We start from the raw sequence: 20219 nt of genomic DNA on the forward strand, positions 1-20219 counted from the left end.
AGGAGTTCACTGTCGTGGCTAAAGAAAAATTTGATCGTTCCCTTCCGCACGTCAACGTCGGCACCATCGGTCACGTTGACCATGGTAAAACCACGCTGACCGCAGCTCTGACTCGCGTCTGCTCCGAAGTTTTCGGTTCGGCCGTCGTTGAGTTCGACAAGATCGACTCGGCTCCAGAAGAAAAAGCGCGCGGTATCACCATCAACACCGCTCACGTCGAGTACAACTCGAACATTCGTCACTACGCTCACGTCGACTGCCCAGGTCACGCTGACTACGTGAAGAACATGATCACCGGTGCTGCCCAGATGGACGGCGCGATCCTGGTTTGCTCGGCCGCCGATGGTCCGATGCCACAAACCCGTGAGCACATCCTGCTGTCCCGTCAGGTTGGCGTTCCGTACATCGTGGTCTTCCTGAACAAGGCTGACCTGGTAGACGACGCTGAGCTGCTGGAACTGGTCGAGATGGAAGTTCGCGACCTGCTGTCCACCTACGACTTCCCAGGCGACGACACTCCGATCATCATCGGTTCCGCTCGTATGGCCCTGGAAGGCAAAGACGACAACGAGATGGGCACCACTGCCGTCAAGAAACTGGTTGAAACCCTGGATGCCTACATCCCTGAGCCAGTTCGTGCCATCGACCAGCCGTTCCTGATGCCGATCGAAGACGTGTTCTCGATCTCGGGTCGTGGTACCGTTGTGACCGGCCGTATCGAGCGTGGTATCGTCCGCGTTCAAGACTCGCTGGAAATCGTTGGTCTGCGTGACACCACCACCACCACCTGCACCGGTGTGGAAATGTTCCGCAAGCTGCTGGACGAAGGTCGTGCTGGCGAGAACTGCGGCGTGCTGCTGCGCGGCACCAAGCGTGACGACGTTGAGCGTGGCCAGGTTCTGGTCAAGCCAGGTTCGGTCAAGCCGCACACTAAGTTCACCGCAGAAGTCTACGTTCTGTCGAAAGAAGAAGGCGGCCGTCACACGCCGTTCTTCAAAGGCTACCGTCCTCAGTTCTACTTCCGTACCACTGACGTGACCGGTAACTGCGAGCTGCCGGAAGGCGTTGAAATGGTCATGCCAGGTGACAACATTCAGATGACTGTTACCCTGATCAAGACCATCGCAATGGAAGACGGTCTGCGTTTCGCCATCCGTGAAGGCGGTCGTACCGTCGGCGCCGGCGTCGTAGCCAAAATCATCGAGTAAGTCTCTCGGTTGATTGAAAAAGCCCCCGCTCAGCGGGGGCTTTTTTTATTGGGTTGACACCCAATAGGGGCGTCTATAGAATCACGCCTCCTTTTAACGGGCGTAGTGCGCCCGATGGGAACAGCCTGGAGTCTGAAATCCAATGCAAAATCAGCAAATCCGTATCAGGTTGAAGGCTTTCGACCATCGCCTGATCGACCAATCCACCCAGGAAATCGTGGAAACCGCGAAACGTACTGGGGCACAAGTGCGTGGTCCTATTCCACTGCCTACCCGCAAAGAGCGGTTCACCGTTCTGGTCTCCCCGCACGTCAACAAAGACGCGCGTGACCAGTACGAGATCCGTACTCACAAGCGCGTTCTGGACATCGTCCAGCCAACGGATAAAACCGTTGATGCGCTGATGAAGCTCGATCTGGCGGCAGGTGTGGAAGTACAGATCAGCCTCGGCTAAGACTCCGGTCTAGTCGTGTAACGCTCTGAAATGGGCGGCCATAGCGGGTGAAAGCCCCGTACACTCATGAGGTTTACAACATGACTATTGGTGTAGTCGGTCGTAAGTGCGGCATGACCCGCATTTTCACCGAAGAAGGTGTCTCCATTCCGGTCACGGTCATTGAGATCGAGCCGAATCGCGTCACCCAGTTCAAAACTGAAGAGACCGATGGCTATCGCGCAGTGCAAGTCACTGTTGGCGAGCGCCGTGCTTCGCGCGTCACTGCTGCTCAAGCAGGCCACTTCGCGAAGGCAAACGTTGCCGCTGGTCGCAGCGTCATGGAGTTCCGTCTTGAAGAAGGCGATTTCCAGGCTGGCGACTTGATCAAAGCTGAACTCTTTGCAGCAGGCCAGCTGGTAGACGTCACCGGTCAGTCGAAAGGTAAAGGCTTCGCCGGTACCATCAAGCGCTGGAATTTCCGTGGTCAGGATAACACCCACGGTAACTCCGTCTCCCACCGCGTTCCGGGCTCCATCGGCCAGTGCCAGACTCCTGGTCGTGTTTTCAAGGGCAAGAAAATGTCCGGTCACATGGGCGCTGAGCGCGTGACCGTGCAGTCCCTGGAAGTTGTTCGCGTAGACGCAGAACGCAATCTGCTGCTGGTCAAGGGCGCCGTTCCTGGTGCAACTGGCGGCGACGTGATTGTCCGTTCGGCTGTCAAGGCTCGCGGTTAAGGGGAAGCTGACATGCAACTTAATGTAAATGACGCGCAAGCGATCGAAGTTTCCGAACTGACTTTCGGTGGCGAATTCAACGAGACGCTGGTACACCAAGCAGTCGTGGCCTACATGGCCGGCGGCCGTCAGGGCACCAAGCAGCAGAAGACTCGTTCCGACGTAGCAGGTGGCGGTAAGCGCCCATGGCGTCAGAAGGGTACTGGCCGCGCGCGTGCTGGTACTACCCGTGGTCCAATCTGGCGTGGCGGTGGCGTTACCTTCGCAGCCCGTCCTCAGGATCACTCGCAGAAGCTCAACAAGAAGATGTACCGCGCAGCCCTGCGCTCCATCCTCTCCGAGCTCGTGCGTAGCGACCGTCTGGTCGTGGTTCAGGACTTCGCTGTCGAAGCCCCGAAAACCAAAGACCTGCTGAACAAGCTGAACGGCATGGGTCTGAGCGATGTATTGATCGTCTCCGACGCTGTTGATCAGAACCTGTACCTGGCTGCTCGTAACCTGCCGCACGTCGACGTACGTGACGTTCAGGGTTCCGACCCGGTCAGTCTGATCGCATACGAGAAAGTGTTGATCACTGTCTCGGCCGTGAAGAAATTCGAGGAGCTGCTGGGATGAACCAGGAACGCGTATTCAAAGTCCTCCTTGGCCCGCACGTTTCCGAGAAGGCTACCGTTCTGGCTGAGAAGAAAGGCCAGTTCGTATTCAAGGTTGCAACCGATGCAACCAAGCTTGAAATCAAGAAAGCTGTCGAAGGCCTGTTCGGCGTGAAAGTCGAGAACGTGTCTACCGTCAACGTTCTGGGCAAGACCAAGCGCACCGCACGTGGTCTGGGCAAGCGCAATGACTGGAAGAAGGCGATCGTATCCCTTCAGCCAGGCCAAGATCTCGATTTCAGCAGCAGTGCTGAGTAAGGAAGGGGTGCATCATGGCAATCGTTAAATGCAAACCGACTTCCCCTGGCCGCCGTTTCGTGGTCAAGGTGGTCAACCAGGGGCTCCACAAAGGCGCTCCTCACGCACCGCTGATCGAGAAGAAATCGAAGTCTGGTGGTCGTAACAACAATGGTCGTATCACCACGCGTCACGTCGGTGGCGGCCATAAGCAGAACTACCGTCTGGTCGACTTCCGTCGCAACGACAAAGATGGCATCCCTGCCACTGTCGAGCGTATCGAATACGACCCGAACCGTACTGCTCACATCGCTCTGCTGTGCTACGCCGACGGCGAACGTCGCTACATCATCGCGCCTAAAGGCGTGAGCGCTGGCGACCAGCTGATCGCAGGTGCCCTGGCCCCTATCAAGGCCGGTAACTCCCTGCAGCTGCGTAACATTCCAGTCGGTAGCACCATTCACGGCATCGAACTGAAGCCGGGCAAAGGTGCACAGATCGCTCGTTCCGCTGGTGCCTCGGCTCAGCTGATCGCTCGCGAAGGTGTCTACGTGACCCTGCGTCTGCGCTCTGGTGAAATGCGTAAAGTGCTGGCTGAGTGCCGTGCGACCCTGGGCGAAGTCTCGAACTCCGAGCACAGCCTGCGTTCGCTGGGTAAAGCAGGTGCCAAACGCTGGCGTGGCGTTCGCCCAACCGTTCGTGGTGTTGCCATGAACCCGGTTGACCACCCGCATGGTGGTGGTGAAGGTCGTACCTCCGGTGGTCGTCATCCGGTATCGCCATGGGGCTTCCCGACCAAGGGTGCTAAGACTCGTGGTAATAAGCGTACCGACAAAATGATCGTCCGTCGTCGCAAGTAAATAGAGGGATACGACAGTGCCACGTTCTCTGAAAAAAGGTCCTTTTATTGATCTTCACCTACTGAAGAAGATCGAAGTGGCGGTGGAGAAGAACGATCGCAAGCCAGTGAAAACCTGGTCGCGCCGTTCCATGATCCTGCCACAAATGGTCGGTCTGACCATCGCGGTACACAACGGTCGTCAGCACGTCCCCGTTCTCGTGAACGAAGACATGGTCGGCCACAAACTGGGCGAGTTCGCCGGTACCCGCACCTATCGCGGGCACGTGGCTGACAAGAAAGCCAAGCGTTAAGGGGTAAGGAAATGGAAGTAGCCGCTAAGTTGTCGGGCGCTCGAATCTCCGCCCAGAAAGCCCGCTTGGTCGCCGACCAGATCCGCGGGAAGAAGGTGGGCGAAGCGCTCAACCTGTTGGCCTTCAGCAGCAAGAAAGCCGCTGAAATCATGAAGAAAGTCCTCGAGTCGGCCGTAGCCAACGCCGAACACAACGAAGGCGCAGACGTTGATGACCTGAAGGTCTCCACCGTCTTCGTCAACGAAGGGCGTTCGCTGAAGCGCATCATGCCGCGTGCCAAAGGCCGCGCAGATCGCATCGTCAAGCGGTCTTGCCATATCACTGTCAAGGTTGCGGACAAGTAACGGAGTCGATCAGATGGGTCAGAAAGTACATCCCACTGGCATTCGCCTGGGAATCGTCAAGGAGCACACGTCCGTCTGGTATGCAGACGGCGCGACTTACGCAGATTACCTGTTGAAGGATCTGAAAACGCGTGAGTACCTCCAGGACAAACTAAAAAGCGCGTCCGTAAGCCGTATCGATATTCATCGTCCGGCGCAAACCGCACGCATCACCATCCACACCGCTCGTCCCGGTATCGTTATCGGTAAGAAGGGTGAGGATGTCGAGAAGCTGCGTCAGGACCTGACCAAGCAGATGGGTGTGCCTGTGCACATCAACATCGAAGAGATCCGCAAGCCGGAACTCGACGCCATGCTGGTTGCGCAAAGCGTAGCTCAGCAGCTGGAGCGCCGCGTTATGTTCCGTCGCGCCATGAAGCGCGCCGTACAGAACGCCATGCGTATTGGTGCCAAGGGCATCAAGATCCAGGTGAGCGGTCGTCTCGGCGGTGCCGAGATCGCACGTACTGAATGGTATCGCGAAGGTCGTGTGCCCCTGCACACCCTGCGTGCCGACATCGACTATGCCACCTACGAAGCTCACACCACCTACGGTGTGATCGGTGTCAAGGTTTGGATCTTCAAAGGCGAAGTGATTGGTGGTCGCCAGGAAGAGCTGAAGCCTCAAGCACCAGCGCCTCGTAAAAAAGCTGCTAAGTAAGGGGTACGCCAAATGTTGCAACCAAAGCGTACAAAATTCCGCAAGCAGATGACCGGCCACAACCGTGGTCTGGCACTGCGCGGTAGCAAGGTCAGCTTCGGCGAATTCGCCCTGAAAGCTGTTGCCCGCGGTCGTCTCACCGCTCGCCAGATCGAGTCGGCACGTCGTGCCTTGACCCGTCACGTCAAGCGTGGCGGCAAGATCTGGATCCGTGTATTCCCGGACAAGCCGGTCACCAAGAAGCCTCTCGAAGTGCGGATGGGTAAAGGTAAGGGTTCCGTGGAGTACTGGGTTGCCCAGATCCAGCCAGGCAAAGTCCTGTACGAGATCGAGGGTGTTTCTGAAGAGCTGGCGCGCGAAGCTTTCGCTCTGGCCGCTGCAAAGCTGCCTCTCGCCACCTCCTTTGTTAAGCGGACGGTGATGTGATGAAAGCGAATGAACTTCGTGAAAAATCGGCACAGCAGCTGAACGAGCAACTGCTCGGCCTGCTGCGCGACCAGTTCAATCTGCGCATGCAGAAAGCAACTGGCCAGTTGGGGCAGTCGCACCTGCTCTCGCAAGTTAAGCGTGACATCGCTCGCGTGAAAACTGTGCTCAACCAGCAGGCAGGTAAGTGATCATGGCTGAAGCTGAAAAAACCGTCCGTACGCTGACTGGCCGTGTCGTCAGCGACAAAATGGACAAGACCATCACCGTGCTGATCGAGCGTCGCGTCAAGCACCCGATCTACGGTAAATACGTTAAGCGTTCGACTAAGCTGCACGCGCACGACGAAACCAACCAGTGCAAAATCGGCGACAAGGTTTCGATCACCGAAACCCGTCCGCTGGCCAAGACCAAGTCCTGGGCACTGGTTGAAGTCCTCGAACGCGCTGTTGAAGTCTAAGGGCTAGGGGTCGGAGAAATTTTATGATTCAGACTCAATCCATGCTCGATGTGGCCGATAACAGCGGCGCTCGTCGCGTCATGTGCATCAAGGTACTCGGCGGTTCGCACCGCCGTTACGCCGGCATCGGTGACATCATCAAGGTAACCGTCAAGGAAGCGATTCCTCGTGGCAAGGTCAAGAAAGGCCAGGTCATGACCGCGGTTGTCGTTCGCACCCGTCACGGTGTTCGTCGCGCCGACGGTTCCATCATTCGTTTCGACGGCAACGCTGCTGTTCTGCTGAACACCAAGCAAGAGCCGATCGGCACTCGCATCTTTGGGCCAGTGACCCGTGAGCTTCGTACTGAGAAGTTCATGAAGATCGTCTCGCTCGCCCCAGAAGTGCTCTAAGGAGATCCGACATGCAAAAGATTCGTCGTGACGACGAGATCATCGTGATCGCCGGCAAAGACAAGGGTAAGCGCGGTAAGGTGCTGAAGGTTCTGGCTGACGACCGTCTGGTCGTCGGTGGCCTGAACCTGGTCAAGCGTCATACCAAGCCTAACCCGATGGCGGGCGTTCAGGGCGGTATCGTCGAGAAAGAAGCGCCTCTGCACGCTTCCAACGTTGCCATTTTCAACGGCGAGACCAACAAGGCTGACCGCGTTGGCTTCAAGGTTGAAGACGGCAAGAAAATTCGTGTCTTCAAGTCGACCCAGAAAGCGGTTGATGCTTGAACACTGCTAGGTAGAAGACAATGGCACGACTCAAAGAGATTTACCGGAACGAAATCGCGCCCAAGCTTAAGGAAGAACTTAAGCTGGGGAACGTGATGGAAGTCCCTCGCGTTACCAAGATCACCCTGAACATGGGCCTGGGCGAAGCGATCGGCGACAAGAAAGTCATCGAGCACGCCGTTGCCGACCTGGAAAAGATCACTGGCCAGAAGCCAGTCGTGACGTTCGCTCGCAAGTCGATTGCGGGTTTCAAGGTTCGTGAAGGTTGGCCGATCGGCGTCAAGGTCACTCTGCGCAGTGACCGTATGTACGAATTCCTGGATCGCCTGCTGGCTATCTCCCTGCCTCGGGTCCGCGACTTCCGCGGCCTGAATGCCAAGTCCTTCGATGGCCGTGGCAACTACAGCATGGGCGTTAAAGAGCAGATCATCTTCCCGGAAATCGACTACGACAAGATCGATGCTCTGCGCGGTCTGGACATTACCCTGACCACCACTGCTCGTTCGGATGACGAAGGCCGCGCCCTGCTGCGTGCTTTCAAATTCCCGTTCCGCAACTGATTGGAGTAGGAAAATGGCCAAGAAGAGCATGAAAAACCGCGAGCTGAAGCGTCAGCTCACGGTAGCCAAGTACGCTAAAAAGCGTGCCGAGCTGAAAGCGACCATCGTCGACCTGAACGCCTCTCCAGAAGAGCGTTTCGCCGCCGTTGTCGCGCTGCAGAAGCAACCGCGTGACGCCAGCGCTGCGCGCCTGCGCAACCGTTGCCGCCTGACCGGTCGTCCGCACGGCGTCTACCGCAAGTTCGGCCTCGGCCGTAACATGCTGCGCCAAGCTGCCATGCGTGGCGACGTACCAGGTCTGGTCAAGGCCAGCTGGTAAGTCAGTCGGGTTTGCCGGCGGCGGGGGAGCGATCTCCCGACCGTCGGTGGCCTCGCAACGAAACAAGCCCCTTCTTGGGGCTTGTTTCGTTTCTGGCTTATGTCTAGAATTGCCGGCTCGCCTGAGCCTGGGTGTCCGCCCGGCGCGATCAGGTGGTTGTGATAGCCGAAAGGCTAATATTTCTTGTATCAGGAGCATCAAGCCCATGAGTATGCAGGACCCGTTAGCGGACATGCTAACTCGCATCCGTAATGCCCAGATGGCTGAAAAGTCCGTCGTGAGCATGCCTTCTTCGACTCTGAAGGTTGCGGTAGCCAAAGTTCTCAAAGATGAAGGTTACATCGCCGACTATCAAGTCACCAGCGAAGTCAAGCCCTCCCTGTCGCTCGAGCTGAAGTATTTCGAAGGCCGTCCGGTCATCGAAGAGCTGAAGCGCGCTAGCCGTCCAGGTCTGCGTCAGTACAAGGCCGTTACCGAACTGCCGAAAGTACGTGGCGGTCTGGGCGTCTCCATCGTCTCCACCAACAAAGGTGTGATGACGGATCGTGCTGCGCGCGCTGCCGGTGTCGGCGGCGAAGTTCTGTGCACAGTGTTCTAAGGGGAGATAGGCATGTCTCGCGTCGCTAAGAACCCCGTTAAGCTGCCCTCCGGCGTCGAAGTCAAATTCGCCGGCCAGCAGCTTTCGGTGAAGGGTGCCAAGGGCACTCTCGAACTGAACGTTCACTCCTCTGTTGAAGTGACCGAAGAAAGTGGCGAAGTACGTTTCGCTGCCCGCAACGGTGACCAGCAAGCTCGTGCCATGGCCGGTACCACCCGTGCCCTGGTCAACAACATGGTCCAAGGCGTCAGCCAAGGCTTCGAGCGCAAGCTCCAGCTGGTCGGTGTTGGTTACAAGGCACAGGCCAAGGGCAACATCCTGAACCTGGCTCTGGGCTTCTCGCATCCAGTGGATTACGAACTGCCAGCAGGTATCACCGCTGAAACCCCAAGCCAGACCGACATCCTGATCAAGGGTATCGACAAGCAGCTGGTGGGTCAGGTGGCCGCTGAAATCCGCGATTTCCGTCCGCCAGAGCCTTACAAAGGCAAGGGTGTGCGTTACGCGGACGAAGTAGTCCGTCGTAAAGAAGCCAAGAAGAAGTAGGGCCTAGCAAATGACCGACAAAAAAGTTACTCGACTGCGTCGCGCTCGCAAAGCACGCCTGAAAATGCACGAACTCGAAGTCGTGCGTCTCTGCGTGTTCCGCTCCTCGCAGCACATCTACGCCCAGGTCATTTCGGCCGACGGCAGCAAGGTTCTGGCAAGCGCCTCGACCTTGGACAAAGACCTGCGTGATGGTGCCACTGGCAACATCGATGCGGCCACTAAGGTTGGCAAGCTGGTAGCCGAGCGCGCGAAAGCCGCTGGCGTTTCTCAAGTTGCTTTCGACCGTTCTGGCTTCAAGTACCACGGCCGCGTCAAGGCGCTGGCTGATGCTGCTCGTGAAGGCGGGCTGGAGTTCTAAGTTATGGCAAATAACGACCAAAAGCGCGACGAAGGCTACATCGAGAAGCTGGTTCAAGTTAACCGCGTTGCAAAAACCGTCAAAGGCGGCCGTATCTTCACCTTCACCGCGCTGACCGTGGTAGGTGATGGCAAGGGCCGCGTCGGCTTCGGCCGTGGCAAATCGCGCGAAGTTCCGGCTGCGATCCAGAAAGCCATGGAAGCTGCTCGTCGCAACATGATCCAGGTCGACCTGAAGGGCACCACCCTGCAGTACGCCACCAAGTCCGCCCACGGCGCGTCGAAGGTGTACATGCAGCCTGCCTCCGAAGGTACCGGTATCATCGCCGGTGGCGCGATGCGTGCTGTCCTGGAAGTTGCTGGCGTCCAGAACGTTCTGGCCAAGTGCTACGGTTCGACCAACCCAGTGAACGTGGTCTACGCCACCTTCAAGGGTCTGAAAGCCATGCAATCTCCTGAATCCATTGCTGCCAAGCGCGGCAAGACCGTCGAGGAGATCTTCTGATCATGGCAACCGTCAAAGTAACGCTGATCAAAAGCACCGCAGGTCGCCTGCCCAATCACAAGCTGTGCGTGAAGGGTCTGGGTCTGCGTCGCATCGGTCACACTGTAGAAGTCCAGGATACTCCCGAGAACCGCGGGATGATCAACAAGGCTTACTACATGCTGCGCGTCGAGGGTTAATCGATGAAACTCAATGATCTGAGTCCAGCGCCGGGTTCCCGTCGCGAGAAGCATCGTCCGGGCCGTGGTATCGGTAGCGGTTTGGGCAAGACCGGTGGCCGCGGCCACAAAGGTCAGACCTCCCGTTCCGGTGGCACCATCGCTCCGGGCTTCGAAGGCGGTCAACAGCCGCTGCACCGTCGCCTGCCGAAGTTCGGCTTCGTTTCGCTGAAAGCCATGGACCGCGCCGAAGTGCGTCTGTCCGAGCTGGCCAAGGTGGAAGGTGACCTGATCACCGTTCAGTCCCTCAAGGACGCGAACGTGATCAACCAGAACGTTCAGCGTGTGAAAATCATGCTGTCGGGCGAAGTCACTCGTGCAGTCACCCTCAAGGGTATCGCCGCCACCAAAGGTGCGCGTGCGGCTATCGAAGCAGCTGGCGGCAAGTTCGAGGAATAAATGGCTAAGCAAGGTGCTCTCTCTTCGCTCGGTAAGGGCGGGATGTCGGAACTCTGGGCTCGTCTGCGCTTCCTGTTCCTGGCGATCATCGTCTACCGGATCGGCGCGCACATCCCAGTGCCCGGGATCAATCCTGACCGCCTGGCGGAACTGTTCCGACAGAATGAGGGGACCATTCTTAGCTTGTTCAACATGTTTTCCGGTGGTGCGCTGGAGCGCATGAGCATCTTTGCACTGGGGATCATGCCGTACATCTCGGCATCGATCATCATGCAGCTCATGACCGCGGTCAGCCCACAGCTGGAGCAGTTGAAGAAGGAAGGTGAAGCTGGCCGTCGCAAGATCAGCCAGTACACCCGCTACCTCACCGTGATCCTGGCATTGGTCCAGGCCGCTGGCATGTCCATTGGCCTGGCCAATCAGGGTGTGGCGTTCTCTACGAGCCTCGGCTTCCATTTCGTCGCGGTCGCCACCTTCGTGGCCGGCGCGATGTTCATGATGTGGCTGGGCGAGCAGATCACCGAGCGCGGTGTGGGCAACGGTATCTCGATGTTGATCTTCGCGGGTATCGTCGCCGGTCTTCCGAGAGCAATCGGGCAGTCTTTCGAGTCTGCGCGCACAGGCGATATCAACATTTTCGCCCTGGTCGCCATCGGTTTGCTCGCAGTAGCGATCATCGGTTTCGTGGTGTTCATCGAGCGTGGTCAGCGGCGGATCGCCGTTCACTATGCCAAGCGTCAGCAGGGCCGCAAGGTCTTCGCTGCGCAGACGAGCCACTTGCCGCTCAAGGTGAACATGGCTGGGGTCATCCCGGCCATTTTCGCCAGCAGCATTCTGCTGTTCCCGGCTTCGCTGGGTGCCTGGTTCGGTCAGTCCGAAGGTATGGGCTGGTTGCAGGACATCTCGCAGTCGATCGCTCCTGGTCAGCCGTTGAACATTCTGCTGTTTAGTGCAGGGATCATCTTCTTCTGCTACTTCTACACAGCGTTGATGTTCAACCCGAAAGACGTAGCGGAAAACCTGAAGAAGTCCGGTGCCTTTATTCCGGGCATCCGTCCTGGTGAGCAGTCGGCGCGCTACATTGATGGCGTTCTGACCCGTCTGACCATGTTCGGTGCTCTATACATGACGGCCGTGTGCCTGCTGCCCCAGTTCCTGGTGGTGGCTGCAAACGTTCCGTTCTACCTTGGCGGGACCTCGTTGCTGATCGTGGTAGTTGTTGTGATGGACTTCATGTCCCAAGTACAATCGCACCTCGTTTCACACCAGTACGAATCCCTGATGAAGAAAGCCAACCTGAAAGGCTACGGTGGCAGCAGCATGCTGCGCTGATAGGCCCCTAAGGTTCGAGGAGTTGGTGATGAAAGTTCGTGCATCGGTGAAAAAGCTGTGCCGCAACTGCAAGATTATTCGCCGCGAAGGTGTCGTGCGAGTCATCTGCAGCGCGGAGCCGCGTCACAAGCAGCGCCAAGGCTGAGTGTGATCCGCGTTACAAACCCAGCAGCTAGTGTGCTGCTGGGTTGATTAATCGTTTCTACAGCGATATCATCTTGCGCCCTATTTTCTTGGCTTCCGGGGCGTAGGTAGCTGTCAACTGGAGTTCCACTGAATGGCCCGTATTGCAGGCGTCAACATTCCAGATAACAAGCACACTGTTATCTCGCTGACCTACATCTATGGTGTCGGTCGCACAACTGCGCAGAAAATCTGTGCAGACGCTGGTGTCAACCCAGCCGCGAAGATCAAGGATCTGAGCGACGAGCAAATCGAAACCCTGCGTGGCGAAGTCGCGAAGTTCACCACCGAAGGTGACCTGCGTCGTGACATCAACATGAAGATCAAGCGCTTGATGGACCTGGGTTGCTACCGCGGCCTGCGTCATCGTAAAGGTCTGCCGGTTCGCGGTCAGCGCACCAAGACCAACGCACGCACCCGTAAGGGCCCGCGTAAGCCGATCCGCAAGTAACCGCCCGGGAATATAGACATGGCAAAACCTGCTGCTCGTCCTCGTAAAAAAGTCAAAAAGACAGTGGTTGATGGCATCGCCCACATCCATGCGTCTTTCAACAACACCATCGTGACCATCACCGACCGTCAGGGCAATGCTTTGTCCTGGGCGACCTCCGGTGGTTCGGGTTTCCGTGGTTCGCGCAAATCCACCCCGTTCGCCGCGCAGATCGCTGCAGAACGTGCTGGTCAAGCTGCGCTGGAATACGGTCTGAAAAACCTCGACGTCAACGTCAAGGGTCCAGGTCCCGGTCGTGAGTCCGCTGTTCGTGCACTCAACGGCTGCGGCTACAAGATCGCCAGCATCACCGACGTGACGCCAATCCCGCATAACGGGTGCCGTCCGCCGAAGAAGCGTCGCGTGTAATCAGGAGACAGATAAATGGCACGTTACATTGGTCCAAAATGCAAACTGTCTCGCCGTGAAGGCACTGACCTGTTCCTGAAGAGCGGCGTTCGCGCTCTGGAATCGAAGTGCAACATCGAAGCAGCCCCAGGTGTACACGGCCAGCGCCGTGGCCGTCAGTCCGACTACGGCACCCAGCTGCGCGAGAAACAAAAAGTTCGTCGTATCTACGGTGTTCTGGAGCGTCAATTCAGCGGTTACTACAAGCTGGCTGCCTCGAAAAAAGGCGCCACCGGCGAGAACCTGCTGCAACTGCTCGAATGCCGTCTGGATAACGTCGTCTACCGTATGGGCTTCGGTTCGACTCGCGCCGAATCCCGTCAGCTGGTTTCGCACAAGGCGATCAGCGTCAACGGCAAGACCGTGAACATTCCATCCTACCAAGTTCGTCCGGGTGACGTGGTCGCCGTTCGCGAGAAATCGTCGAACCAGCTGCGCATTGTTCAAGCCCTTGAACTGTGCGCCCAGCGTGGCCGCGTTGAGTGGGTAGACGTGGATGCTGCCAAGAAGTCGGGCGTTTTCAAGAACGTTCCTGCTCGCAGCGACCTGTCCGCCGACATCAACGAAAACCTGATTGTCGAGCTCTACTCCAAGTAAGGGCTAGAAAATAGGTGCATCCATGCAGATTTCGGTAAATGAGTTCCTGACACCCCGCCACATCGATGTGCAGGTTGTCAGTCCAACCCGCGCCAAGATCACGCTCGAGCCTCTCGAGCGTGGTTTCGGCCATACCCTGGGCAACGCGCTGCGCCGCATCCTGTTGTCCTCCATGCCTGGCTGTGCAGTAGTCGAGGCCGAGATCGATGGCGTACTCCATGAGTACTCCGCGATCGAAGGTGTACAGGAAGACGTCATTGAAATCCTGTTGAACCTGAAAGGCCTGGCTATCAAACTGCACGGTCGTGACGAAGTTACGCTGACCTTGTCGAAAAAGGGTTCGGGGGTGGTTACCGCTGCCGATATTCAGCTGGATCACGATGTCGAGATCGTCAATCCCGATCACGTGATCGCGAACCTGGCGTCCAACGGCGCCCTGAACATGAAGCTCACCGTAGCTCGTGGTCGCGGTTACGAGCCGGCCGATTCCCGTCAGACCGACGAGGATGAAAGCCGCAGCATCGGTCGTCTCCAGTTGGACGCGTCGTTCAGCCCAGTGCGTCGTATCGCCTACGTGGTTGAAAACGCCCGTGTCGAACAGCGCACCAACCTGGACAAGCTGGTCATCGATCTTGAGACCAACGGTACCCTGGATCCTGAAGAGGCCATCCGTCGTGCCGCGACCATCCTGCAACAGCAGCTCGCTGCGTTCGTCGACCTCAAAGGTGACAGCGAACCGGTGGTTGTCGAGCAGGAAGACGAGATCGACCCGATCCTGCTGCGTCCAGTCGACGATCTGGAACTGACCGTACGTTCGGCCAACTGCCTGAAGGCGGAGAACATCTACTACATCGGTGACCTGATCCAGCGCACCGAAGTCGAGCTGTTGAAAACTCCGAACCTCGGCAAGAAGTCCCTGACCGAAATCAAGGACGTCCTGGCCTCTCGTGGTCTGTCTCTCGGCATGCGCCTCGACAACTGGCCGCCCGCAAGCCTTAAGAAAGACGACAAGGCGACTGCCTGATCGTCGTAATCACCGAACGCAGTGTTTGGTAAGGAATGAATCATGCGTCATCGTAAAAGTGGACGTCACCTGAGCCGTACCAGCTCCCACCGCAAAGCTATGTTCCAGAACATGGCGGTGTCGCTGTTCGAGCACGAGCTGATCAAGACTACTCTGCCGAAAGCCAAGGAGCTGCGTCGCGTTGCCGAGCCGCTGATCACCCTGGCCAAGGAAGACAGCGTTGCAAACCGTCGTCTGGCCTTCGACCGTACCCGTTCGAAGTCTGCCGTAGGCAAGCTGTTCAACGATCTGGGCAAGCGCTACGCTGCCCGTCAGGGTGGCTACCTGCGCATCCTGAAGTGCGGTTTCCGCGCTGGCGACAACGCGCCTATGGCGTACGTCGAACTGGTTGATCGTCCAGTCGGTGGTGCTGTAGAAGCCGCTGAATAAGACGTCAGTCTGTTACAAGGAACCGGGCCCTGTGCCCGGTTTTTTGTGCGCTAACGAATTGCAAAAATCTATCAGCGATAAAAAATTAATGAATTTGTTCTTGTAGGCCTGCCTGCAGATACTGTGCCCAAGCCGTCATAGCCGGCACCGTCCGTACAGCAGGAGCCTTCATGAGCCAGATTCTTACCACCGCCAGCGGTGCCCCCGTCGCAGACAACCAGAATTCCCGTTCCGCCGGCCCACGGGGTCCGCTGTTGCTCGATGATTTCCACCTGCTCGAAAAGCTTGCTCATTTCAATCGGGAGAACATCCCTGAGCGTCGCGTGCATGCCAAGGGCTCCGGGGCTTATGGCACCTTCACGGTCACGCAGGACATCACGGCGCTCAGCAGCGCACGCCTGTTCTCCGACATCGGCAAGCGCACCGAGATCTTCCTGCGGTTTTCCACCGTGGGCGGCGAGCGTGGCTCGGCCGACACCGAGCGTGACCCGCGCGGTTTCGCCGTCAAGTTCTACACCGAAGAGGGCAACTGGGACATCGTCGGCAACAACACGCCCGTGTTCTTCATCCGGGACCCGCTGAAGTTTCCAGACTTCATCCACACCCAGAAGCGTCATCCACAGACCAACCTGAAAAGCGCGCAGATGATGTGGGACTTCTGGTCGCACTCGCCCGAGGCGCTGCACCAGGTCACCATCCTGTTCTCTGATCGTGGCATCCCTGATGGCTACCGACACATGCACGGCTTTGGCAGCCACACCTACAGCCTCATCAGCAGCACGGGTGAGCGGACCTGGGTGAAGTGGCACTTCAAGACGCAACAGGGCATCAAGAACCTGTCGCCTGCCGATGCCGCACGCCTGGCGGGTACCGAGCCGGACTATGCGCAGCGTGACCTGTTCGATGCGATCGAGCGCGGCGACTACCCTCGCTGGACGGCCTATGTGCAGACCATGAGCGAGCAAGAGGCCCAGGCGCGTGCTGAGAACCCGTTCGACGTGACCAAGACCTGGTCGCAGAAGGACTATCCCTTGCAGGAAGTGGGCATCCTGGAGCTCAACCGCAACCCGCAGAACTACTTCGCTGAAGTCGAGCAGGCTACCTTCGGGCCCAGCAACATGGTGCCAGGTGTGGGGCTGTCTCCGGATCGCATGCTGCAAGGTCGTGTGTTCGCCTATGCCGACGCCCATCGGTACCGTGTCGGCACCAACCACCAGCAACTACCCGTCAATGCGCCCCGTAGCCCCGTTCACAGTTACCAGCGTGACGGCGCCATGGCCTTTGGCAACAATGGGGGCGCTGCGCCGAACTACGAGCCCAACAGCTACGCCGATGCGCCCAAGCAGTCGCCGCGTCATGCAGAGCCTGGATTGGCCCTGTCAGGCAGCGCCGATCGCCATGACCATCGGGAGGACCCTGACTACTTCAGCCATGCCGGTGCCTTGTTCCGTCTGATGAGTGCCGAGCAACGCGCGTTGCTGATCAGCAACATTGCAGGCGCCATGGCCGGTGTCAGCGCCGATGTGGTTCAGCGTCAGCTGCAGTACTTCTACCAGGCCGATCCTGCGTACGGAGAAGGCGTCGCCCAGGCGTTGGGCATCACGCTGAGCTGAGTCTAAATGATAAGAATAACCGCCCGCATCCGGGCGGTTTTTCAATGCATATCACTACCGTTTGCAGGATTTAATCTACGCAATCACGCATTTTTCAGTGACCTGAAGCCCGTCCTGGTTCACACTATGCCCATCATTGTCATTGTGGAGTACCAGGGTAATGCAAGGTCACCCGGACGTAATCGATTACCTCAACACGTTGCTGACGGGCGAACTGGCGGCACGCGATCAATACTTCATCCACTCGCGCATGTACGAAGACTGGGGCTTGAGCAAGCTCTACGAGCGTATCAACCACGAGATGGAAGAGGAAACGCAGCACGCCGATGCCCTGATGCGCCGTATCCTGATGCTCGAAGGCACGCCACGCATGCGTGCTGACGACCTCGACATCGGTACGACCGTGCCTGAGATGCTGGCTTCTGACCTGCGTCTCGAATACAAGGTGCGTGCAGCGCTCTGCAAAGGGATCGAGCTGTGCGAACTGCACCGTGACTATGTCAGCCGCGACATCCTGCGGGTGCAGCTGGCCGATACCGAAGAAGACCACGCCTACTGGCTGGAGAAGCAACTGGGGCTGATCAAGTCGATCGGTTTGCAGAATTACCTGCAATCCCAGCTGTAATCGTCGCCCTGGACGTTCACGCCGACGCGTAGAGCGGTGTGTGACACGAAAGCCGTCGTCCCCAACAGGACGACGGCTTTTGCGTTTCTTCAGGCGCGATCGCGCTCCAGCAGGGGCTTGAGGTAATGGCCCGTGTAGGACTGCTTCATCTCGGCCAATTGCTCAGGCGTGCCGCTGGCGATGATCTGCCCACCCTTGGAGCCGCCCTCAGGGCCCAGGTCGACCAGCCAGTCGGCCGTCTTGATCACGTCCAGGTTGTGCTCGATCACCACCACGGTGTTGCCATGGTCACGTAGCCGGTGCAGCACGTCCAGCAGTTGCTGGATGTCCGCGAAGTGCAGCCCGGTGGTAGGTTCGTCGAGGATGTACAGCGTCTTGCCCGTGTCACGCTTGGACAGCTCCCGGGACAGCTTGACCCGCTGCGCCTCGCCCCCGGACAGCGTCGTGGCCGATTGTCCCAGCTTGATGTAGGACAGGCCCACGTCCATGAGGGTCTGCAGTTTGCGCGCCAGCGCAGGCACCGCGTCGAAGAAGCCTCGAGCATCCTCGATGGTCATCTCCAGCACATCGTGGATGTTCTTGCCCTTGTACTTGATCTCGAGCGTTTCGCGGTTGTAGCGCTTGCTCTTGCAGACGTCGCACGGCACGTAGATGTCAGGCAGGAAGTGCATCTCGACCTTGATCAGCCCGTCGCCCTGGCACGCCTCGCAGCGCCCGCCCTTGACGTTGAAGGAGAACCGTCCCGGGCCATAGCCCCGTGAGCGCGACTCCGGCACACCGGCGAACAGCTCGCGGATCGGCGTGAACAGCCCGGTGTAGGTGGCCGGGTTGGAGCGGGGCGTGCGGCCGATCGGGCTCTGGTCGATGTCGACGACCTTGTCCAGGTGCTGCAGGCCATCCATGCTGGCGTGAGGCGCGGCCTCCAGCGTGCTGGCACCATTGAGCGCGGTCGCGGCCAGGGGGAACAGGGTGTTGTTGATCAGCGTCGACTTGCCCGAACCGGACACGCCGGTCACGCAGGTCAGCAGGCCGATCGGGACTTCCAGGTCGACGTTCTGCAGGTTGTTGCCGCGTGCACCCTTGAGCTTGAGCGACAGCTTCTTGTTGCGCGGCGTACGCTTGCCAGGCACGACGATCTTCTTGCGTCCGGACAGGTACTTGCCGGTCAGCGAGTCAGGGTGATCCATGACCTGCTGGGGCGTCCCCTCGGCGACGATGCTGCCGCCATGCACGCCGGCGCCGGGACCGATATCGACCACATAGTCGGCCAGACGGATGGCGTCTTCGTCGTGTTCGACCACGATCACCGTGTTGCCCAGGTCGCGCAGATGGTTGAGCGTCGCCAGCAGGCGATCGTTGTCGCGCTGGTGCAGGCCGATCGAGGGCTCGTCGAGGATGTACATCACCCCCACCAGGCCGGCGCCGATCTGGCTGGCCAGGCGGATGCGCTGCGCTTCGCCCCCGGACAGGGTGTCGGCGCTGCGGTCCAGGGTCAGGTAGTCGAGGCCGACGTTGACCAGGAACTGCAGGCGCTCGCAGATCTCCTTGAGGATCTTCGACGCGATCTCGCCTCGGCGGCCGGTCAAGGTCAGGTCGCCGAAGTAGGCGCTCGCATCACCGATCGGCAGGCTGGTGACGGCTGGCAGCGTCTTTTCGCCCACCCAGACATGACGCGCCTCGCGACGCAGACGCGTACCGCGGCAGTCAGGGCAGGGCTGGGTACCCAGGTACTTGGCCAGTTCCTCACGCACGGACGTCGACTCGGTTTCGCGGTAGCGGCGCTCCAGGTTCGGGATGATGCCCTCGAACGGGTGCGAGCGCTTGACGATGTCGCCACGGTCGTTCAGGTACTTGAAGTCGACGTTCTGCTTGCCGCTACCGTGCAGGATGACCTTCTGATGGTCGGCCGACAGCTGTCCGAAGGGCTTGTCGATACTGAAGCGGTAGTGCCCGGCCAGCGAGCCGAGCATCTGGAAGTAGTAGACGTTGCGCCGATCCCAGCCGCGGATCGCGCCTTCGGCCAGGGTCAGCTCGTTGTTGATCAGGCGCTTGGTGTCGAAGAACTGCTTGACCCCCAGGCCGTCGCAGGTCGGGCAGGCGCCGGCCGGGTTGTTGAACGAGAACAGCTTGGGTTCCAGCTCGCTGATGGCATGGCCACAGATCGGGCAGGCGAAGCGTGCAGAGAAGATCGTTTCTTCTCCCGCCTCGTCGTCCATGGGCGCGACCAGGGCGATGCCGTCGGCCAGCTTGAGCGCGGTCTCGAAGGATTCGGCCAGGCGCTGCTGCAGGTCCGCGCGCACCTTGAAACGGTCCACGACCACATCGATGCTGTGCTTCTTCTGCTTGTCGAGCTTGGGCAGTTCGTCCATCTCGTACAGCTTGCCGTTGACCCGGGCGCGCACGAAGCCCTGCGCACGCAGCTCATCGAACACGGCCAGGTGCTCGCCCTTGCGTTCGCGGATCACTGGGGCCAGCAGCATGAGCCGGCGACCTTCCGGCTGCTCGAGCACCAGGTCGACCATCTGGCTGACCGTTTGCGCTTCCAGCGGGATATCATGGTCGGGACAGCGCGGCGTCCCTACGCGGGCATAGAGCAGGCGCAGGTAGTCATAGATTTCGGTGATGGTGCCGACGGTGGAGCGGGGGTTGTGAGAGGTGGATTTCTGCTCGATGGAGATCGCTGGCGACAGCCCTTCGATGGTGTCCACATCGGGCTTTTCCATCATCGACAGGAACTGGCGGGCATAGGCCGACAGCGATTCCACGTAGCGTCGCTGACCCTCGGCGTACAGCGTGTCGAACGCCAGGGAGGACTTGCCGGAACCGGACAGGCCGGTGATCACGATCAGCTTGTCGCGCGGCAGGGTCAGGTCGATGTTCTTCAGGTTGTGGGTGCGTGCCCCACGAATCAGGATCTTGTCCACTGCGGCCTCGCTTGGCGGGCA

At 58.8% G+C, this 20219-nt stretch carries 32 protein-coding genes; 31 read left to right on the forward strand and 1 reads right to left on the reverse strand.

Annotated elements, in window-relative coordinates; translation table 11 throughout:
• Window positions 1-14: 14 nt before the first annotated feature.
• The 31 genes from tuf to APT63_02090 all read left to right on the forward strand — a co-directional run bounded on the left by tuf (window position 15) and on the right by APT63_02090 (window position 17274).
• The gene (gene tuf, locus APT63_01940; GenBank protein ID AMA44471.1) at window positions 15-1208 is read left to right on the forward strand and encodes an elongation factor Tu; all 1194 of its coding nucleotides are present in this window, start codon (window positions 15-17) and stop codon (window positions 1206-1208) included.
• Between the two features lie 142 nt (window positions 1209-1350).
• On the forward strand, window positions 1351-1662 hold the full coding sequence (gene rpsJ / locus APT63_01945) for a 30S ribosomal protein S10 (protein ID AMA44472.1): 312 nt from the start codon (window positions 1351-1353) through the stop codon (window positions 1660-1662).
• A gap of 80 nt (window positions 1663-1742) precedes the next feature.
• Window positions 1743-2378 (forward strand): 50S ribosomal protein L3, encoded by a 636-nt coding sequence (locus APT63_01950; GenBank protein AMA44473.1) that lies wholly within the window; start codon window positions 1743-1745, stop codon window positions 2376-2378.
• A gap of 12 nt (window positions 2379-2390) precedes the next feature.
• The gene (gene rplD, locus APT63_01955; GenBank protein AMA44474.1) at window positions 2391-2993 is read left to right on the forward strand and encodes a 50S ribosomal protein L4; all 603 of its coding nucleotides are present in this window, start codon (window positions 2391-2393) and stop codon (window positions 2991-2993) included.
• Window positions 2990-3289, forward strand: coding sequence for a 50S ribosomal protein L23 (gene rplW / locus APT63_01960; protein AMA44475.1), 300 nt, complete (start codon window positions 2990-2992; stop codon window positions 3287-3289). The genes rplD and rplW overlap by 4 nt, the downstream gene beginning before the upstream one ends.
• Window positions 3290-3303: 14 nt before the next feature.
• Complete coding sequence (locus APT63_01965) at window positions 3304-4128, forward strand: 50S ribosomal protein L2 (GenBank protein ID AMA44476.1); 825 nt, start codon at window positions 3304-3306, stop codon at window positions 4126-4128.
• Between the two features lie 16 nt (window positions 4129-4144).
• Complete coding sequence (locus APT63_01970; protein ID AMA44477.1) at window positions 4145-4420, forward strand: 30S ribosomal protein S19; 276 nt, start codon at window positions 4145-4147, stop codon at window positions 4418-4420.
• 11 nt (window positions 4421-4431) lie between these two features.
• Window positions 4432-4764 (forward strand): 50S ribosomal protein L22, encoded by a 333-nt coding sequence (locus tag APT63_01975; GenBank protein AMA44478.1) that lies wholly within the window; start codon window positions 4432-4434, stop codon window positions 4762-4764.
• Window positions 4765-4777: 13 nt separating this feature from the next.
• Window positions 4778-5464: a 30S ribosomal protein S3 gene (locus APT63_01980; protein ID AMA44479.1), complete on the forward strand. Its 687-nt coding sequence runs from the start codon at window positions 4778-4780 to the stop codon at window positions 5462-5464.
• A 12-nt stretch (window positions 5465-5476) separates the two neighbouring features.
• On the forward strand, window positions 5477-5890 hold the full coding sequence (locus APT63_01985) for a 50S ribosomal protein L16 (protein AMA44480.1): 414 nt from the start codon (window positions 5477-5479) through the stop codon (window positions 5888-5890).
• Window positions 5890-6081, forward strand: a complete 192-nt coding sequence (locus tag APT63_01990; protein AMA44481.1) for a 50S ribosomal protein L29 — start codon at window positions 5890-5892, stop codon at window positions 6079-6081. The genes APT63_01985 and APT63_01990 overlap by 1 nt, the downstream gene beginning before the upstream one ends.
• 2 nt (window positions 6082-6083) lie before the next feature.
• Window positions 6084-6350, forward strand: a complete 267-nt coding sequence (locus APT63_01995) for a 30S ribosomal protein S17 (GenBank protein AMA44482.1) — start codon at window positions 6084-6086, stop codon at window positions 6348-6350.
• A gap of 23 nt (window positions 6351-6373) precedes the next feature.
• Complete coding sequence (locus APT63_02000; GenBank protein AMA44483.1) at window positions 6374-6742, forward strand: 50S ribosomal protein L14; 369 nt, start codon at window positions 6374-6376, stop codon at window positions 6740-6742.
• An 11-nt stretch (window positions 6743-6753) separates the two neighbouring features.
• The gene (gene rplX, locus APT63_02005; GenBank protein AMA44484.1) at window positions 6754-7068 is read left to right on the forward strand and encodes a 50S ribosomal protein L24; all 315 of its coding nucleotides are present in this window, start codon (window positions 6754-6756) and stop codon (window positions 7066-7068) included.
• A gap of 20 nt (window positions 7069-7088) precedes the next feature.
• Window positions 7089-7628, forward strand: coding sequence for a 50S ribosomal protein L5 (locus APT63_02010; protein AMA44485.1), 540 nt, complete (start codon window positions 7089-7091; stop codon window positions 7626-7628).
• A 13-nt stretch (window positions 7629-7641) separates the two neighbouring features.
• Window positions 7642-7947: a 30S ribosomal protein S14 gene (locus APT63_02015; protein ID AMA44486.1), complete on the forward strand. Its 306-nt coding sequence runs from the start codon at window positions 7642-7644 to the stop codon at window positions 7945-7947.
• Window positions 7948-8152: 205 nt separating this feature from the next.
• Window positions 8153-8545: a 30S ribosomal protein S8 gene (locus APT63_02020; protein AMA44487.1), complete on the forward strand. Its 393-nt coding sequence runs from the start codon at window positions 8153-8155 to the stop codon at window positions 8543-8545.
• Window positions 8546-8557: 12 nt separating this feature from the next.
• Complete coding sequence (locus tag APT63_02025; protein ID AMA44488.1) at window positions 8558-9091, forward strand: 50S ribosomal protein L6; 534 nt, start codon at window positions 8558-8560, stop codon at window positions 9089-9091.
• A 10-nt stretch (window positions 9092-9101) separates the two neighbouring features.
• Window positions 9102-9452 (forward strand): 50S ribosomal protein L18, encoded by a 351-nt coding sequence (locus tag APT63_02030; protein AMA44489.1) that lies wholly within the window; start codon window positions 9102-9104, stop codon window positions 9450-9452.
• Window positions 9453-9455: 3 nt separating this feature from the next.
• Window positions 9456-9956: a 30S ribosomal protein S5 gene (locus tag APT63_02035; protein ID AMA44490.1), complete on the forward strand. Its 501-nt coding sequence runs from the start codon at window positions 9456-9458 to the stop codon at window positions 9954-9956.
• A 2-nt stretch (window positions 9957-9958) separates the two neighbouring features.
• Window positions 9959-10135, forward strand: a complete 177-nt coding sequence (locus APT63_02040; protein ID AMA44491.1) for a 50S ribosomal protein L30 — start codon at window positions 9959-9961, stop codon at window positions 10133-10135.
• Between the two features lie 3 nt (window positions 10136-10138).
• The gene (locus APT63_02045) at window positions 10139-10573 is read left to right on the forward strand and encodes a 50S ribosomal protein L15 (GenBank protein ID AMA44492.1); all 435 of its coding nucleotides are present in this window, start codon (window positions 10139-10141) and stop codon (window positions 10571-10573) included.
• Entirely contained in the window at window positions 10574-11905 is a 1332-nt protein-coding gene (gene secY / locus APT63_02050) for a preprotein translocase subunit SecY (GenBank protein AMA44493.1), read from the forward strand.
• 28 nt (window positions 11906-11933) lie between these two features.
• Entirely contained in the window at window positions 11934-12050 is a 117-nt protein-coding gene (locus tag APT63_02055) for a 50S ribosomal protein L36 (protein AMA44494.1), read from the forward strand.
• 132 nt (window positions 12051-12182) lie between these two features.
• On the forward strand, window positions 12183-12539 hold the full coding sequence (locus APT63_02060; protein ID AMA44495.1) for a 30S ribosomal protein S13: 357 nt from the start codon (window positions 12183-12185) through the stop codon (window positions 12537-12539).
• 18 nt (window positions 12540-12557) lie between these two features.
• Entirely contained in the window at window positions 12558-12947 is a 390-nt protein-coding gene (locus APT63_02065) for a 30S ribosomal protein S11 (GenBank protein ID AMA44496.1), read from the forward strand.
• Window positions 12948-12962: 15 nt separating this feature from the next.
• Window positions 12963-13583 carry a 30S ribosomal protein S4 gene (locus APT63_02070; protein ID AMA44497.1) on the forward strand — a complete coding sequence of 207 codons (621 nt, stop codon included), beginning with the start codon at window positions 12963-12965 and terminating at the stop codon, window positions 13581-13583.
• Between the two features lie 22 nt (window positions 13584-13605).
• Window positions 13606-14607: a DNA-directed RNA polymerase subunit alpha gene (locus APT63_02075; GenBank protein ID AMA44498.1), complete on the forward strand. Its 1002-nt coding sequence runs from the start codon at window positions 13606-13608 to the stop codon at window positions 14605-14607.
• 42 nt (window positions 14608-14649) lie between these two features.
• A complete protein-coding gene (gene rplQ, locus APT63_02080) occupies window positions 14650-15036 on the forward strand; it encodes a 50S ribosomal protein L17 (GenBank protein ID AMA44499.1) in 387 nt (128 codons plus the stop codon).
• Window positions 15037-15206: 170 nt separating this feature from the next.
• A complete protein-coding gene (locus tag APT63_02085) occupies window positions 15207-16649 on the forward strand; it encodes a catalase (GenBank protein ID AMA44500.1) in 1443 nt (480 codons plus the stop codon).
• Window positions 16650-16809: 160 nt separating this feature from the next.
• Entirely contained in the window at window positions 16810-17274 is a 465-nt protein-coding gene (locus APT63_02090) for a bacterioferritin (GenBank protein AMA44501.1), read from the forward strand.
• An 89-nt stretch (window positions 17275-17363) separates the two neighbouring features.
• Here the strand turns inward: APT63_02090 and APT63_02095 are convergent, their stop codons facing one another.
• A complete protein-coding gene (locus APT63_02095; protein AMA44502.1) occupies window positions 17364-20198 on the reverse strand; it encodes an ABC-ATPase UvrA in 2835 nt (944 codons plus the stop codon).
• Between the last annotated feature and the right edge of the window lie 21 nt (window positions 20199-20219).

It is taken from the genome of Pseudomonas monteilii, assembly GCA_001534745.1.
Lineage (GTDB): Bacteria > Pseudomonadota > Gammaproteobacteria > Pseudomonadales > Pseudomonadaceae > Aquipseudomonas > Aquipseudomonas alabamensis.